Annotated in this window: 11 protein-coding genes; 6 read left to right on the top strand and 5 right to left on the bottom strand. The window is 48.0% G+C overall.

The features are described from left to right. The first annotated feature begins 375 nt into the window (after window positions 1-375). From G7Y39_RS08535 to dnaB, 3 genes are read left to right on the top strand one after another with little or no spacing between them, the layout of a single operon-like run. Window positions 376-2553 (top strand): beta-N-acetylhexosaminidase, encoded by a 2178-nt coding sequence (locus G7Y39_RS08535; protein WP_165156910.1) that lies wholly within the window; start codon window positions 376-378, stop codon window positions 2551-2553. 39 nt (window positions 2554-2592) lie between these two features. Continuing rightward, window positions 2593-4842 carry a GH92 family glycosyl hydrolase gene (locus G7Y39_RS08530; RefSeq protein WP_165156908.1) on the top strand — a complete coding sequence of 750 codons (2250 nt, stop codon included), beginning with the start codon at window positions 2593-2595 and terminating at the stop codon, window positions 4840-4842. A 26-nt stretch (window positions 4843-4868) separates the two neighbouring features. After that, window positions 4869-6389, top strand: coding sequence for a replicative DNA helicase (gene dnaB, locus G7Y39_RS08525; RefSeq protein WP_165156914.1), 1521 nt, complete (start codon window positions 4869-4871; stop codon window positions 6387-6389). An 82-nt stretch (window positions 6390-6471) separates the two neighbouring features. Here the strand turns inward: dnaB and G7Y39_RS08520 are convergent, their stop codons facing one another. Further along, a complete protein-coding gene (locus tag G7Y39_RS08520; protein WP_165156906.1) occupies window positions 6472-7566 on the bottom strand; it encodes a 6-bladed beta-propeller in 1095 nt (364 codons plus the stop codon). Window positions 7567-8357: 791 nt separating this feature from the next. On the opposite strand from G7Y39_RS08520, the gene clpB reads away from it, so the two are divergent. The 3 genes from clpB (at window position 8358) to G7Y39_RS08505 (ending at window position 12186) form a co-directional block, all read left to right on the top strand. Beyond that, window positions 8358-10946: an ATP-dependent chaperone ClpB gene (gene clpB / locus G7Y39_RS08515; protein WP_165156904.1), complete on the top strand. Its 2589-nt coding sequence runs from the start codon at window positions 8358-8360 to the stop codon at window positions 10944-10946. A gap of 88 nt (window positions 10947-11034) precedes the next feature. Continuing rightward, window positions 11035-11358, top strand: coding sequence for a hypothetical protein (locus G7Y39_RS08510; RefSeq protein WP_165156902.1), 324 nt, complete (start codon window positions 11035-11037; stop codon window positions 11356-11358). Between the two features lie 147 nt (window positions 11359-11505). After that, on the top strand, window positions 11506-12186 hold the full coding sequence (locus G7Y39_RS08505; RefSeq protein WP_165156900.1) for an OmpA family protein: 681 nt from the start codon (window positions 11506-11508) through the stop codon (window positions 12184-12186). Between the two features lie 93 nt (window positions 12187-12279). Here G7Y39_RS08505 and G7Y39_RS08500 read toward each other — a convergent pair whose 3' ends face one another. The 4 genes from G7Y39_RS08500 to G7Y39_RS08485 are packed head-to-tail and all read right to left on the bottom strand — an operon-like array spanning window position 12280 to window position 15530. Next, the gene (locus G7Y39_RS08500; RefSeq protein WP_165156898.1) at window positions 12280-13002 is read right to left on the bottom strand and encodes an HAD family hydrolase; all 723 of its coding nucleotides are present in this window, start codon (window positions 13000-13002) and stop codon (window positions 12280-12282) included. 21 nt (window positions 13003-13023) lie between these two features. Further along, complete coding sequence (locus G7Y39_RS08495; RefSeq protein WP_165156896.1) at window positions 13024-13929, bottom strand: CDP-alcohol phosphatidyltransferase family protein; 906 nt, start codon at window positions 13927-13929, stop codon at window positions 13024-13026. A 22-nt stretch (window positions 13930-13951) separates the two neighbouring features. Next, complete coding sequence (locus tag G7Y39_RS08490; protein WP_165156894.1) at window positions 13952-14815, bottom strand: hypothetical protein; 864 nt, start codon at window positions 14813-14815, stop codon at window positions 13952-13954. Between the two features lie 16 nt (window positions 14816-14831). Then, window positions 14832-15530, bottom strand: coding sequence for an NDP-sugar synthase (locus tag G7Y39_RS08485; RefSeq protein ID WP_165156892.1), 699 nt, complete (start codon window positions 15528-15530; stop codon window positions 14832-14834). Window positions 15531-15713 lie beyond the last annotated feature (183 nt).

The following is a 15713-nucleotide window of genomic DNA, read 5'->3' as shown; positions in this document are numbered from 1 at the left end:
AATGTGGCATCTACAAAAGGCAAGGACAGCACGAAACCGCCGTATGCCGAACGGCACGTACGGTGGTGTGAGAGGGAAGGAAACAAAATAGGCAGGAAAACTTATTTTGTTTCCCTACCTACTCGATTGACGGGCATGATGTCATACATCTGTGGTGAAGGTCCATAAGGGGGCTGCCTTGATTACTACACGATTAGACACTCTTTGAAAACAAATTAAACCGCCGTATGCCGGACGGCACGTACGGTGGTGTGAGAGGAAAGGAAACAAAATAGGCAGGAAAACTTATTTTGTTTCCCCACCTACTCGATTTATTGTCTATTATTGTCGTATATTTACGCACCAAGAATAATGTAACTAAAAAATAATAGTATTATGACGTTGCCAGAACGGTTTTGCATGAAAGTAACCGGACTTGTTCTTGCTTGTTCCTCGTTACTTTTTTCCTGTGCTCCCAAGGAGGTTCCGCAGGTAAATTTAATCCCTAAGCCGGCTCATATGGAGGTGACCGGCGGTTATTTCAAGGTAGATAGTAATCTCGTATTCGGGACTGATCAATCGGGTACGATCCGTTACGTGGTCGATGAATCTTTCAACGGCGGAAGTCCGGAAGGATATGCGTTGAGCGTGACCAAGAAGGGGATCGAGTTGAGAGCCGCCTCTAAATCCGGATGGTTTTATGGGGAACAAACCTTGCGTCAGCTGTATACGCCGAAAGGGATTCCTTGTGTATTGATCCAGGACAATCCTCGTTTCCCGTATCGCGGCTTGCATTTGGATGTCTCCCGTCATTTCTTTCCGAAAGAGGAGGTGATGAAGTTATTGAACGTCATGTCTTATTATAAGTTGAATACGCTTCATCTGCATTTGACGGATGCCGGTGGTTGGCGTATCCAGATAGATAAATATCCGAAACTGACTACGGATGTGGCTTTTCGTACGGAATCCGATTGGCTGAAATGGTGGGATGGAAAGGATCGGAAGTATCTGCCGGAAGGAACTCCGGGGGCGTATGGCGGTTATTTTACAAAGGAGGATATCCGTGAGATCGTGGATTACGCTATGGCTCGGCATATTCATATAATACCTGAGATCGAATTCCCGGGGCATTCGGACGAGGTGTTCGTGGCGTATCCGGAGTTGAGTTGTGCCGGCAAACCTTATACGACGGGCGATTTCTGCATCGGCAACGAAAAAACGTTTACGTTCATGGAGGATGTATTGTCCGAGGTGATCGAGTTATTTCCTTCCGAATATATCCATATCGGGGGAGACGAGGCCGGAAAGGAAGCTTGGAAGACCTGCCCGAAGTGTCAAGACTTGATGCGCCGGAATGGGATGAAGGACGTGGATGAGTTGCAGAGCTATATGATTCACCGTGCGGAGGAATTCCTGATCTCTAAAGGCCGGAAATTGATCGGTTGGGATGAGATTCTGGAAGGAGGCTTGGCTCCGGAGGCTACGGTGATGTCTTGGCGGGGCGAGGAAGGGGGAATCAAGTCCGCCCGCATGGGACACGACGTGGTCATGACACCGAGTGGTTATATGTATTTCGATTTCTATCAAGCTGATCCAAAGACACAGCCGTATGCCATCGGTGGTTATACGCCGATCAAACGGGTGTACAGTTATAATCCGGTTCCTATGAATTCGTTGACTGCCGAGGAAAGTAAACATATCCTAGGGGTACAGGCAAATACATGGACGGAGTATATCCAGGATGAGAAGCATCTGGAGTATATGATGTTCCCGCGTGCCTTGGCGGTCGCCGAGATCGGATGGACTCCGCAAGAGGAGCGTAGTTGGGAGGACTTTAAGCCTCGTATGAACGCAAATATACCGGTCCTGCAACGGATGGGTATCCATACGTTCACGCTCTCAGATGAGATCGAGACCACGATGGAAGTAGATACCTCGCGGCGAGAGATCAAGGTTATGCTGGATGCGGAGAAATGTCCGGCGGAGATACGTTATACCCTGGACGGCTCCGTTCCCACCGTCTCTTCCCGGGTCTATAACGGCCCGATCGTAGTGAAGGACTCCGTTGATATCAAAGCCGCTATCTTCCGCGACGGGCAGCTTCAAGGAACGCCTACCGGGAAGAAGGTGGATTATCATCGGGGTATCAACAAGCCTATACATTATAACAGCAAGCTGTATAGTGGTTATATGGCCGGTGGCATGAACGCCTTGCTGGACGGCTACAGGGGAGGCTTGACCTACCTGGACGGTCGTTGGCAGGGGTATTTGAATGACTTGGACTGTGCGGTGGATATGGGAGAGATAACGGATATCCATAAGGTATCGGCCCGCTTTATGCAGTTGATCGGCCCGGGCGTGTTCCAACCGGGAGCGGTGGAGCTGCTGACATCGGAAGACGGAGTGAGCTATATTTCGCAAGATGTTATCCCTACCACGGTAGCTAATACGGATAAAGACCTCTCTTTTCAGGAATATACGTTTAACGGCGATTGGAAAGCACGCTATATCCGTATCAAGGCAAAAGAAACGAATAAGGGTTTCATCTTCACGGATGAAATCGTGATCTGGTAAGTATGAATCATTAATTATCAACTAAAATAGATTTATCAAATGAAGAAACAGCTAATGACCTTCCTGTTGTGTGGCAGCCTGTTTGCTACGGCACAGCAACCGGTAGATTATGTGAACCCCTTCATCGGTACGAGTAATTACGGCACGACGAATCCCGGCGCGATCTGTCCGCAAGGTATGATGAGCGTGGTTCCTTTCAACGTCATGGGGTCGGAGAAGAACCGTTTTGACAAGGATAGCCAATGGTGGTCTACTCCTTACTCGGCAGACAATAAATTCTTTACGGGATTCGCCCACGGCAGCCTGAGCGGCGTGGGATGCCCTGAGTTGGGAGGTTTGCTATTGATGCCGACAACGGGTGCGTTGAATGTGGACTGTAAGGCTTACGGCAGTGAGTACAAGGACGAGGTGGCTCACCCCGGTTACTATAGCAATACCCTAACCAAGTATAATATCAAGGCGGAGGCTACAGCCAGCATGCGCACGGGCTTGAGCCGTTTCACTTTCCCGAAAGGGGAGAGCCACATCCTCTTGAACCTGGGCGAGGGCTTGACGAACGAGACTGGTGCTACGGTTCGTATCGTGAATGATACGGAGATCGAGGGCAGCAAGTTGATGGGTACCTTCTGCTATAATCCGCAGGCCGTATTCCCGGTTTACTTCGTGATGCGGGTAAGTAAGACCCCGAAGAAGATGGGTTACTGGAAGAAACAACGCGAGATGAAGGGAGTGGAGGCCGAATGGGATATTTACTCCGGCAAGTATAAATTATATACCGGCTATACCCGCGAGATGAGTGGAGACGATATCGGCGTATGGTTCGACTATGATACAGACGAGGGCGAGCAGATCTCCGTGAAGATGGGTATCTCTTACGTAAGCGTCGAGAATGCCCGGGAGAACATGGAGCAGGAGATGAGTGGTTTCCCGTTTGATCAGGCACAAGCGTCGGCTCGTGCGATGTGGAACAATGACTTGTCGCTCGTACAAGTGGAGGGGGGGACAAACGATGAGAAGAAGATCTTCTATACCGGTCTTTATCACCTGTTGATCCATCCGAATATCTTGCAAGACTGGAACGGGGAGTATCCGAAGATGGAGAACTTGGAGGTGGGGAAAATCGATCCCGCGTACAACCGTTATACGGTCTTCTCCTTGTGGGATACCTACCGTAATGTAAGTACCCTGATGACCTTGCTTTATCCGGAGCGTCAGCTGGATATTATCCGCACGATGTTGGATATGTATCGGGAAAACGGTTGGTTGCCGAAATGGGAGCTTTACGGACGCGAGACCTTTACGATGGAGGGCGATCCATCGATCCCATATATCGTAGACGCATGGATGCGCGGCTTGCGCGGCTTTGACGAGCAAACCGCATATGAGGCGATGCGTAAAGGCGCTACTACTCCGGGAGAGTTCAATCTGCTTCGTCCGGACGCGAACGATTATTTCAGTAAGGGCTATGTCCCTTTGCGCGAGCAATACGATAACTCCGTATCTCACGCACTGGAATATTATATCGCCGACTGGAACTTGGCCAATTTCGCCCAGGCCTTGGGTAAGAAAGAGGATGCCCAGCTGTTCCGCGACCGTTCTTTAGGCTATAAAAAGTACTATAGCAAGGAGTTCGGGACGCTGCGTCCGATCTTGCCGGACGGCTCCTTCTACGCTCCGTTCGATCCGAAACAGGGCGAGAACTTCGAGCCTAGTCCCGGTTTCCATGAAGGAAACGCATGGAATTATACGTTTTATGTTCCTCACGATATCAAGGGACTGGCCCGATTGATGGGAGGTGATAAAAAGTTCGTCGATAATCTGCAGAAGGTATTCGACGACGGCAATTATGATCCCGCCAACGAACCGGATATCGCTTATCCATACCTGTTTAGTTATTTCAAGGGAGAGGATTGGCGTACTCAGAAACTGGTCCGCCAGTTGTTGAATGATTGCTATCATAACGCACCGAACGGCGTACCGGGTAACGAGGATACAGGCACGATGTCCGCTTGGGCTATTTTCTCCATGATGGGCTTCTATCCGGTTTGTCCGGGCGATGCGAGCTATGTGTTGACCTCTCCGACTTTCGATAAAGTTACGATCCGGCTCGACAAGAAATTCTACCCTAAAGGCGAATTGGTAATCGAGTCTGAGCATAGCAATCCGGGAGCGATCTACATCAAGGACGTTTTCGCCGGCGATAAGAAGCTGAAGGGCCGCACCCTTTCGCACGCGGAATTGGTGAATGCCGGAACCTTACGCTATATCCTCGAGGATACGCATAAGTAAGTTTGACTCCTCAAATGGAAAGAATGATGGCAGAAGGAACAAGAAATACAGGAAGAGGAAGGCGAAAGCCCGCGGAGATGCTCCCTGACATGGGGCGTCTTCAACCGCAGGCCCGTGAGCTGGAGGAGGCCGTGTTGGGTGCGTTGATGCTGGAGAAAGATGCGTACTCGATCGTCAGCGAGATCTTGAAGCCGGAATGTTTCTATGAGAAAGCGCACGAGAAGATCTATGCCGCTATCGTAGACTTGGCGTTGAGCCAGCGCCCCGTGGATATGCTTACCGTAACGGAACAGTTGAGGAAGCGAGGAGAGCTGGATGAGGTAGGAGGACCGTTCTACATCTCTCAACTTACCGGAAAGGTGGCCAGCAGCGCCCATATCGAGTATCATGCCCGCATCATCGCCCAGAAATATCTAGCGAGGGAGTTGATCTCTTTCACGGCGATGATCCAGGGAAAAGCGTTCGATGAGACGCTCGATGTGGAAGACTTGATGCAAGAGGCGGAGGGTAAGTTGTTTGAGATCTCGCAGCGTAACATGAAGAAGGATGTCACCCAGATCGATCCGGTCATCAGGGAGGCCGTGGATATGTTGCAAAAGGCGGCCCTCCGGAAGGAGGGATTGAGTGGATTGCGCACGGGCTTCGAGGGGTTGGATAAGTTGACTTCCGGTTGGCAGAATTCCGACCTTATCATTATCGCCGCCCGTCCGGCCATGGGAAAGACGGCCTTCGTCCTCTCCATGGCGAAGAATATGGCGGTGAATTTCAATACGCCTGTCGCTCTGTTCTCTCTGGAGATGAGTAACGTGCAGTTGGTAAACCGTCTGATCGTGAATGTCTGCGAGATACCGGGCGAGAAGATCAAGAGCGGACGCTTGGAGAGCTACGAGTGGGAGCAGCTGGACTTTAAGCTCAAGGATCTTTACCACGCCCCGATCTTCGTGGACGATACTCCGAGCCTGTCCGTCTTCGAGCTGCGGACAAAAGCCCGTCGTCTGGTGCGCGAGCATGGCATTAAATGTATCATTATCGACTACCTCCAGTTGATGAATGCCAGCGGTATGAGCTTTGGAAGCAGGGAGCAGGAGGTGAGTACGATCTCCCGTTCGTTGAAGGGACTAGCGAAGGAATTGAATATCCCGATCATCGCCTTGTCGCAGCTGAACCGCGGTGTGGAAGCCCGTCAAGGCGTGGAAGGTAAGCGTCCGCAGCTGGCCGACTTGCGCGAGTCCGGGGCTATCGAGCAGGATGCCGATATGGTATGCTTCATTCACCGTCCCGAATATTACAAGATTACGGAAGACGAGCGGGGTAATTCCCTGATCGGCCTGGCCGAGATCATTATCGCCAAGCATCGTAACGGTGCCGTGGGGGATGTCCGGCTGCGATTTAAGAGCGAGTTTGCTAAGTTTATGAACGTAGAGGAAGACATAGCGGTGAAGGAATTCTCCTCGACCATGAACGGTGGAGACCCGATGCCCCCCCCGATCCCGCCGGCAGGAGCCGACTTCCTGAGTCAAGGTAGCGGTAACGAGGTTCCCTTCTGATAGCCGTGTCGCCTGGGAAAGAATCATCCCTGCGCCCGTGGGGCGCGGGGATTCCGAACGGATGTAAAACGGCTTCATACGTTTAGCGGGCAATATATTGTGGAAGATATCCCTTCAACTTCACGATAAATAATACTACTCCTTCCCCTTGGGCCTCCGAGGGGAAGGCCTTTCGCAGTTCCTCTCCGGATTTGCTGAAGCAATAGGCGTGGCAATAAGGGTCGATTGGCTCCATTCGCCGGATGTTGCCGGTTTGGTAGAAGTTATCTTTTAATCCTTCCTTTACCTGCCAGCACCGTTCTTTCTCCGTATCATAACAGAAGGTGTAATTTTTGGACTCATCCTCTGCGTTATAGTATGTAGATACCCAGAAACGGCTACCCATGCGGATTGGAAGCAAGGGGAGCGTATTATTCCCGGCAAAGTTCTTCAAGGCTAGGCTTTGTCGCTTTTGCTTAATATATAAAGTGTCCCGTAATAAGTTCTCGGGTTGGTAGGAGGGGGCATAGGCATAAACCGTTCCACTTCCGGGCTCCACCGCTACTTCCGGGGCGAGATAACTGATCGGGCATGCGGAACGTTCCAGATCGACCGGACGGATCGTGTGAGATTGCAATTTATGGAAAGAGGAATCGTATTCAACGATTTGCCTCTCAATCGTGGCAGTCTGCCTTGCCGTATCTCCATGAACATATTCCTCGGTGGTAAGTATCCGGTTATTATGCATGGATATGGATAACATATGTCTGTTTTCAGGAAGGTCGAATTTTAGTTTTTTGCGGATAAGAAGATCGCCATTGAACGAGTAATAGAAAATATCGTCCGTGTTTCCAAGTACGATCAGCTGCTGGTTGGTCGGGTTCACTACATATCCCGCTACCCGTATGTCATCCGGATGGGTAATGCGACAGATAAATTCCCCCTTGCGATTGAAACGGTAAAGCGTCTCATTGCTGATAAGGAATAGGTTGTCTCCCTCTTGACGGATATACTTGGCTTCCTTGATCGAATGCGTCCCTGAGTCCTGTAATGGAATGGCGACTACCTCATCCGCGATGTCAGACAAGGCTCCGGTAAGGTTGCTCCGGATCGGTTCATTCGTGATTAACAGGTTATAGGCTTGCTTTCCGCAAACCAATAGAACAAGTAGTAATAAATAGGTAAAGGCTCTTTTCATATCACCGGTAAATTAAAGAAGGATAACCCTTTGTATGATTTTTACGAATTACTCTTATAAAACGTAGGTCATCTGATTTTATTGGATAAGCCACCTGGGAACATTTGCAAAAGTCCGTGGCATGGACTAACCCCCAATAGCACCTTGATTCTAATCTTCCGCATACGCCCGGTTGTCGTACCTGCTGCTCCCGGGGTCAAGGTCTCGGAACACTGCACCCGGGCAGAGCCAAATGTAAGGGCGCAGATGTGCCGGAGAAACCGATTCCAATGCCACACTTGGAGAGGTGAAATGCCATACTTCGCAGGGTGAAACACCATACTTCGCGGGGTAAAATGCCACACTTGGAGAGGGCTAAGGTGTGGCATTCCCGGAGGCCAAACTGCATGGGTGAAACTACCGCCCTTTCATGCTTTACCGTTCATACCTTCATATGAAAATCATGCTATGGATGTGCTTGCCGGATTTTACATTCATCCTTTCATGAATGCCTGAAAGTGCTGGTATATAAGTGTTTACAAATGAACGTACACGGGCATTCCCTCCTTTCAGACCTCGGAAAAGGACATCCATACGGTGAAAGGGAATGTTGAATACGACATGGGTATAGGCGAGTATCGCTTGCAGGGACATATGCCCTAATGACATTCAAAATGGACGGTTTGACGGGGAGTTCTCTAGTCTATTTTTATTATTAAGACAAAATGTCATAATTTTATTTTGGTATTTCTTTTGTGGGGATACAGGTATAGAACAAATTGGAAAAGAATATAAGAAAGGAGTTTAAATATATGAATATAAACAATTTTACAATCAAAGCGCAGGAAGCTGTTCAACAAGCTATACAGTTGGTTTCCAAAAACAACCAACAGGTTATTGAACCTGTTCACTTGTTGATGGCTGTCATTATGACGGGTGAAAGTGTTACTAATTTTATCTTTCAGAAATTAGGGGTAAACGCTCAAAACCTGAATATGGTACTGGATCGCCAAATCGAATCTTATCCCAAGGTTTCGGGAGGCGAACCGTATCTCTCTAGCGAGTCGAACGCAGTCTTACAGAAGGCGATCGATTATTCCTCTAAAATGGGGGATCAATATGTATCGTTGGAGCCGATCCTCTTGGCGTTGTTCACGGAAAAGAGCACCGCTTCACAGATATTGAAAGATGCCGGCGTGACAGAAAAAGAGTTACGTCAAGCGATCGAGGAATTGCGTAAAGGGAATAGGGTAACAAGCCAATCTGCTGAGGAGACCTACGATGCCTTAGGAAAATATGCCATCAATTTGAACGAGCGTGCCCGTAGTGGTAAACTGGATCCCGTGATCGGACGTGACGAAGAGATCCGCCGTGTCTTGCAAATCTTGAGTCGCCGTACGAAGAACAATCCGATCTTGATCGGTGAGCCGGGTGTAGGTAAGACCGCTATCGCTGAGGGGTTGGCTCATCGCATCGTTCGGGGTGATGTTCCAGAGAACCTGAAGTCTAAACAGATCTTCTCCTTGGATATGGGTGCGTTGATCGCTGGGGCTAAATACAAGGGTGAGTTTGAGGAACGTTTGAAAGCGGTGGTGAACGAGGTTACGAAATCTGAAGGCGAGATCATCCTTTTTATCGATGAAATCCACACCTTGGTAGGAGCCGGTAAAGGCGAGGGGGCTATGGATGCCGCTAACATCTTGAAACCGGCCTTGGCTCGCGGTGAGTTACGTTCGATCGGAGCCACGACGTTGGATGAGTACCAGAAGTATTTTGAGAAAGACAAGGCTCTTGAGCGACGGTTCCAGACCGTTATCGTAGATGAGCCGAGCGAGTTGGATACGATCTCCATCCTTCGTGGTTTGAAGGAGAAATATGAGAATCACCATAAGGTGCGTATCAAGGATGACGCCATTATCTCCGCCGTACAGTTGTCTACCCGTTATATCACGGATCGTTTCTTGCCGGACAAGGCGATCGATTTGATGGATGAGGCCGCCGCCCGTCTGCGTTTGCAGATTGATTCCGTACCGGAGTCGTTGGATGAGGTTTCTCGTCGTATCAAACAGTTGGAGATCGAGCGTGAGGCGATCAAGCGTGAGAACGATACATCGAAGTTGGAGCAGCTCAACAAGGAGATCGCCGACTTGAAGGAGGAGGAGACTAAGCAAAAGGCTCAGTGGCAAAGCGAGAAGGAGCAGATCAATAAGATCCAGCAAAATAAGATCGATATTGAGAACCTGAAGTTTGAGGCTGATAAGGCGGAACGTGAGGGTGATTACGGCAAGGTCGCCGAGATCCGTTACGGTAAGATCAAGCAAAAGGAAGAGGAGATCAGGGAGGTACAGGCTAAGCTGAAGACGATGCAAGGTGCTGCGGCTATGATCAAGGAGGAAGTGGATAGCGACGATATCGCCGACGTGGTATCCCGTTGGACTGGGATCCCGGTCAGCAAGATGATGCAGAGTGAGAAAGATAAGTTATTACGTCTGGAGTCCGAGCTTCATACCCGTGTGATCGGTCAGGAAGAGGCGATCAACGCTATCGCCGATGCGGTACGCCGTAGTCGTTCCGGCCTGCAAGACCCAAAACGACCGATTGGCTCTTTTATCTTCCTCGGTACTACCGGTGTGGGTAAGACAGAGTTGGCTAAAGCGTTGGCTGAGTATCTGTTCGACGACGAGAATATGATGACTCGTATCGATATGAGTGAGTACCAAGAGAAATTCAGTGCGACTCGTTTGATCGGTGCGCCTCCGGGATATGTGGGTTACGATGAGGGTGGACAGTTGACTGAGGCGATTCGCCGGAAACCTTACTCGGTTGTTTTGTTTGATGAGATCGAAAAGGCGCATCCGGATGTATTCAACATCTTGTTGCAAGTCTTGGATGATGGACGGTTGACGGATAACAAAGGTCGTGTCGTCAATTTCAAGAACACGATCATTATCATGACAAGTAACTTAGGCTCTTCCTTGATCCGTGAGAATTTCGAGAATATGACTCCCGCCACGCATGACAAGGTAGTAGACGGGACGAGGATCCAAGTGCTGGAATTGTTGAAGAAGACGATCCGTCCGGAATTCTTGAACCGTATCGACGATATCATCATGTTTACTCCGCTAAACGAGGAGGAGATCCGTGAGATCGTATCCTTGCAGTTGAACGGCGTGAAGAAGATGTTGGTTACGAACGGTGTCGCCTTGGACTTTACGAACGAGGCCGTGGACTTTATCGCCGACAAGGGGTTCGATCCTCAATTCGGTGCCCGTCCGGTAAAACGTGTCATTCAAAAATGCGTTTTGAACGAGCTGTCCAAGGCTTTGCTGGGTGGAACGGTAGACCGTAACCGTCCGATCGTGATCGATAGGAAAGACGATGGTTTGGAATTTAAGAATTGAGAGAGTGCTATCAGATTGATTTGTTTTTGGGATATAAAAATATTTCCGTACATTTGCCGTTATTCAAATCAATTAAACGAGATTAATCATGAGCACGAACAATGACGAGTTACTTTACGATGAGGATGATTCCGTAAAATTTATCCAGAATTATCTTCCCCAAGAATTGAAAGGTAAGTTCAGTAATGACGATATCAACTATATCGTAGACTTGATTTACGACTTCTATGAATCTAACGGTATGCTGGATGATGATGGCGACGATGAGATCGAGATCGATGAAGAAGAGGTTGTAAATTACGTGATTAAGAACGCCCAAAAAGATGGAGTAGGTAAATTTGAACAGGAGGAAATCACTTTTATAGTACAAGGAGAACTTGAATATTGCGATTCGATTAACATGTTTGATTGATATTTGTCATACGTATATAAAACAAATCAGCTACTTGATCAATTTTATTATGCTAAACTTTGTTGATTAACTTGTTTGTTTTCAACGGATTGAATGAAATCTTAACGAAGTATTATAAATTGTTTTAAGTGAAATTGTAGAAGAGGAATGAGGAGCATTAAATTATTGTCTGTTTTACTGCTATGTGTGGCAGTAGTGTTTACGAGTTGCGGAACGTGGAATAACACGGCGAAGGGTACAGCGATCGGTGTAGGCGGGGGTGCCGCTGTTGGAGCTGGCGTTGGAGCCTTGGCTGGAAATACTGCATTGGGTGCCGTGGTTGGTGCGGCCGTGGGTGGTACGGCCGGTGCGTTAATCGGTAAGAAAATGGATAAGCAGAAGAAGGAGTTAGAAGCTACTCTGCCTGAGGACACGAAGATCGAGAGCGTGAACAATGGTGAGGCTTTGAAGGTTACTTTTGACTCCGGAATCTTGTTCGCCACGAACTCGAGTACGTTGAGCGACGCTTCTAAGAGTGCCTTGCGCAACTTCGCTACCAGTTTGAAGGCCAATCCGGATACGGATATCCGAATCATCGGTTTTACGGATAACACCGGTAAGGTGGATTATAACCAGACCTTGTCCGAGAAACGTGCGAAGAGCGTTTACGATTATCTGATGATGCAGGGTGTAAGCACGGATCGTATGGTTTATGAGGGCAAGGGTATACACGATCCCGTGGCTAGCAATGACACTCCCGAGGGTCGATCGTTGAACCGTCGTGTTGAGATCGTGATCTTGGCCAATCAGAAGATGATCCAAGAGGCTCAACAAGGAACGCTTCGATAAGTATTTTTTAAGCTATTCCTGCCAGAATCGAGCAGGTTATAGTATATGAATTTGGGGACTGTCTCTTTACCGGATAGTCCCCTCTTGTTTATTTTATAAAGCGAACACTTGCTTTATCTCCGTGAAGTCGGATAATACGATATCGGCTGTCTCATCCCCTCTGTAGGCGCTCCAACCGATACTTTTTAGCCAGATTGTCTGGCATCCGATCCGGGTGGCGGGGACGATATCCTTATCATAGGAATCACCTACGACAACAATCTCGTCAGGGGGAAATCCCAGTCTATCCACCCCTAATTGGAAGATTGCCGGGTCCGGCTTACGGATACCTACGACTGCCGATTCCACGATGGCGCCGAATAAATGATCCAAACCGAAATCTTTCAACACAGATTCTATGTTCCCATAGAAGTTCGACACCAATATTAATGGGTATCGTTCCTTCAATCGCTCCAGTATGGGCCGGGCGTTATCAATTGCCTTCCGGGCGTATTCGTAACACCAATCCGCTAATTGTTCCGATAGTTCCGGGGTAATCACCTCGGCAGACAAATGCCCGCTGTCTTTCATCCATTGGATTTGTAAATCGCTTTTCAAGCGCAACATATCCAGAAACGTATGATGAGGCTCTACGATCGGATTCCTTCCAAGCGTTCTTTCTCCATGTACATAGGCATCCCGGAAAACCGCTTTGGATACGGGAACCTTCGAGGCCTCATATGCCATCCAGATCACCTCTGCCCAGTGCATGCCGTTACTATCTATCGTTCCGCCGTAATCAAAGAGGATTCCTTTTACTTTGTCTAAATTGAACATAATCGAATGGGATAAAAAACGTTATAATTGCTTGCTGAAACCTTCACAAATATACTCATGCTTTTTGGTCATATAGAGCAACATCGAGTTTAATACGGTCAGCTCGAATACGAAATACAGCCAAGGCATGTCGATGAAAATGCTGACAAACAGAGCGATCACCCGGGTATTGAATGATAGCATGTTCGTATATTTCATCAATGGCAAGCTCTTCGTACGGAAAGCCTTACGGAACCATTCCGGCGCTTGTCCATCGTATTTCTCACGGATGATGTTCATCATGTGTTGGAATTTAGGAGTCCACGCCTCTTGACCTACCGTATAATTGATGTAGAAGGCCTCAAACAATTTATAGATAAAGTCATGCTTCCAACTCATCTTCTTATAATTCTCCTTCAATTGGGGAGAGTGGGAGAGCTCGCTACCCGATTTACCTTTCAAGAACAACAAGTGAATATTACGATAATAATCTGCCATGGCTGCTTGCTTGCTATGGAAGAATCCCGTCGTAGCCGCCAATAGCCAAATCCATATTCCCCATTCTGGCGTGAGGCGCAAACAAATCGCTGCATAGATAGCGATAAACCAGAAATCGCCGGCGGTACCGTCCAAGATACGTCCCAAGGCACTTTTCTGTCCGGTCATACGGGCCAATTGCCCATCCGCGCTATCATACGAATTTGCCCAGATTAACAGCAGCATGCCGATCACGTTGATGGCGAGGCTCTGGTAATAGAAACAGATACCTGCCGTTATACCGATAAAGATGCTGGCGATCGTGATGCTATTGGGCGATACCCCTAATCTATTGAAGAACAAAGCCCATTGGTAGCCAATGGGACGATAGAAATGAATATCGATAAACTCCTCGGTGTCCAAAGATTTTAAGGTTGACTCTAGACTGGGAGTAGACTTAGTCTTACTCATGATTGATTTTGTTAAAATGATTTTAGACGTGTTCTCGCATAAGATCCCAGATGCGACGTGCGATGTTTGCCGCCGCTTCTTCTCGGCAAGGGGCAAAACTAGGCCAATCGTTGAAATCGATAATGCGCATGACACCATCCTCGGAGACGATACAATCTCCCCCGTATATATGCACGTTCAATACCTCCGCGGCCTTGTGGCAGAGCAGACGAAGCTGCGCTTCGTCGAAGGGGATCCCCTTCGCTGTTCCATTGATAGCCTCTAAACCAAATTTACTATGATGCATGTTCGACGGATAGAACCAATAAAAGAAATCGGTTCCAGCTACCCCATAAAATTTCACTAAGTCGCCTACCAGATGCTCATTGATTACCGCCGACGGGATGCCGCGGATGGCGTATTCCTTCAATATGCTTCTCGCCTCTTCCGGGTTTCTCACGTAGGTGACGTCTTCCCGGTGGATGGCGTGGAAATCTCCCCGTTTGATCCAGCAATTAAAGAAACCGGCTTTCTCAAGGGCTTCTGTCGGATCCTCATCTGTCCGTAGGATTAAGCTTTCCGGATGGGAGATGTGGTTGGTTAATAAGAGGCGAGTCATTTTCTCACGGGTACAATTCTCGATCCCATAACCCGAGTTCACCACGAAATAATTTTTAGCCTCTAGTTCTTGCAGCCTATGGATGGACTTCCAGTCTCTCACCATATTAAAGATACCCTTTTCTTTCGGGTCTTGTAGCAGCAGATCCGATTCGATATATTCGTTTACATCGCATCCCAATTTTCGTAAATGCTCGGCTGTCAAGGCGAAGATCGCTGCGTCGTTTCCGATATGATTGGGGGAGAATTGATTTCCTCTGCGGATACCTGCTAAAATTAATTTACTCATTGTTAGACAGTATTCTTTATGACGTTAAAAATGATTCGGCTTTCAAAATGTCTTCGGCGTGATCCACGTCGATGATCTTGCTGAAAGGATAGGCCTTTAGCCTCAACCCCTCGGCGATGAGCTGCCGTTGATAATTGCGCATTCTCGACATTCCCTGCGAGATGGCGTTGTTCAATACCCCCAAAGCCGGACGCCTCAAACAATAGATACCTCCCGATATGTAACGGCAATCACCGTCTGCCTGGTCTAGGAAATTCCGGATGTAAAGTCCGTTCTCTGTTTCTACATATAAGGGCTTCTCGTCATCAATAAAATCGGTGACGGCCATCAGTCCGTCCAGTTCATCCTCTTGAATGAACTGTTGGATGTAGCCGCTGAACTCTTCTTCCTTGAAGATTGTATCTACGGTAGTTAAACAAATCTTATCGCCGTCCAGATAATGACTCAGCTCGTAGAAGCTGTGCATAGAGCTCGGGGTGGATTTTACCAATAGGTAAAAGGGTACAGGCAGTCGCCGGTTCTTCAGGTAATCCTGCACCTCGGTCATCTCCTCGTTTATGATGATACGGATAGAGGTAGCGTTATTTTTCAAAAAAACATTTATCAACCGATCTATCAGAGTGACACCGTTGAGCCTAACCAGAGGCTTTGGCCATTTAACACCTTCTTGCGCCAAGCGGGATCCTTCGCCGGCGGCAATGATCGCATAATCCATAACCTTTATTTATCTCTTGATAATAATTTTGCAAAGTTACGAGATTTCTGAGATAGTTTTAGGCTATATAGTTGATATAATTGGTCAAAATTTCTATAAATCGGGACTGTCTGGTTAGAAAAACAAAGAGGTCATAAAGAGCCTGAATGTTTTTTTGAAAATAAATATCGTTTTATAGTTGCT

This window comes from Parabacteroides sp. ZJ-118, assembly GCF_011038785.1.
Taxonomy (GTDB): domain Bacteria; phylum Bacteroidota; class Bacteroidia; order Bacteroidales; family Tannerellaceae; genus Parabacteroides.
Note: the sequence above shows the minus strand (reverse complement) of the source record. Positions and strands in the feature narration are given on the sequence as shown.

Bases quoted from the DNA above. Each gene is read 5' to 3' on its own strand.
- G7Y39_RS08535 (WP_165156910.1), top strand. From the start codon at position 376: ATGACGTTGCCAGAACGGTTTTGCATGAAAGTAACCGGACTTGTTCTT.
- G7Y39_RS08485 (WP_165156892.1), bottom strand. From the start codon at position 15,530: ATGGATTATGCGATCATTGCCGCCGGCGAAGGATCCCGCTTGGCGCAA.
- G7Y39_RS08520 (WP_165156906.1), bottom strand. From the start codon at position 7,566: ATGAAAAGAGCCTTTACCTATTTATTACTACTTGTTCTATTGGTTTGC.
- G7Y39_RS08505 (WP_165156900.1), top strand. From the start codon at position 11,506: ATGAGGAGCATTAAATTATTGTCTGTTTTACTGCTATGTGTGGCAGTA.
- G7Y39_RS08490 (WP_165156894.1), bottom strand. From the start codon at position 14,815: ATGAGTAAATTAATTTTAGCAGGTATCCGCAGAGGAAATCAATTCTCC.
- G7Y39_RS08530 (WP_165156908.1), top strand. From the start codon at position 2,593: ATGAAGAAACAGCTAATGACCTTCCTGTTGTGTGGCAGCCTGTTTGCT.
- G7Y39_RS08510 (WP_165156902.1), top strand. From the start codon at position 11,035: ATGAGCACGAACAATGACGAGTTACTTTACGATGAGGATGATTCCGTA.
- G7Y39_RS08495 (WP_165156896.1), bottom strand. From the start codon at position 13,929: ATGAGTAAGACTAAGTCTACTCCCAGTCTAGAGTCAACCTTAAAATCT.
- G7Y39_RS08500 (WP_165156898.1), bottom strand. From the start codon at position 13,002: ATGTTCAATTTAGACAAAGTAAAAGGAATCCTCTTTGATTACGGCGGA.
- dnaB (WP_165156914.1), top strand. From the start codon at position 4,869: ATGGCAGAAGGAACAAGAAATACAGGAAGAGGAAGGCGAAAGCCCGCG.
- clpB (WP_165156904.1), top strand. From the start codon at position 8,358: ATGAATATAAACAATTTTACAATCAAAGCGCAGGAAGCTGTTCAACAA.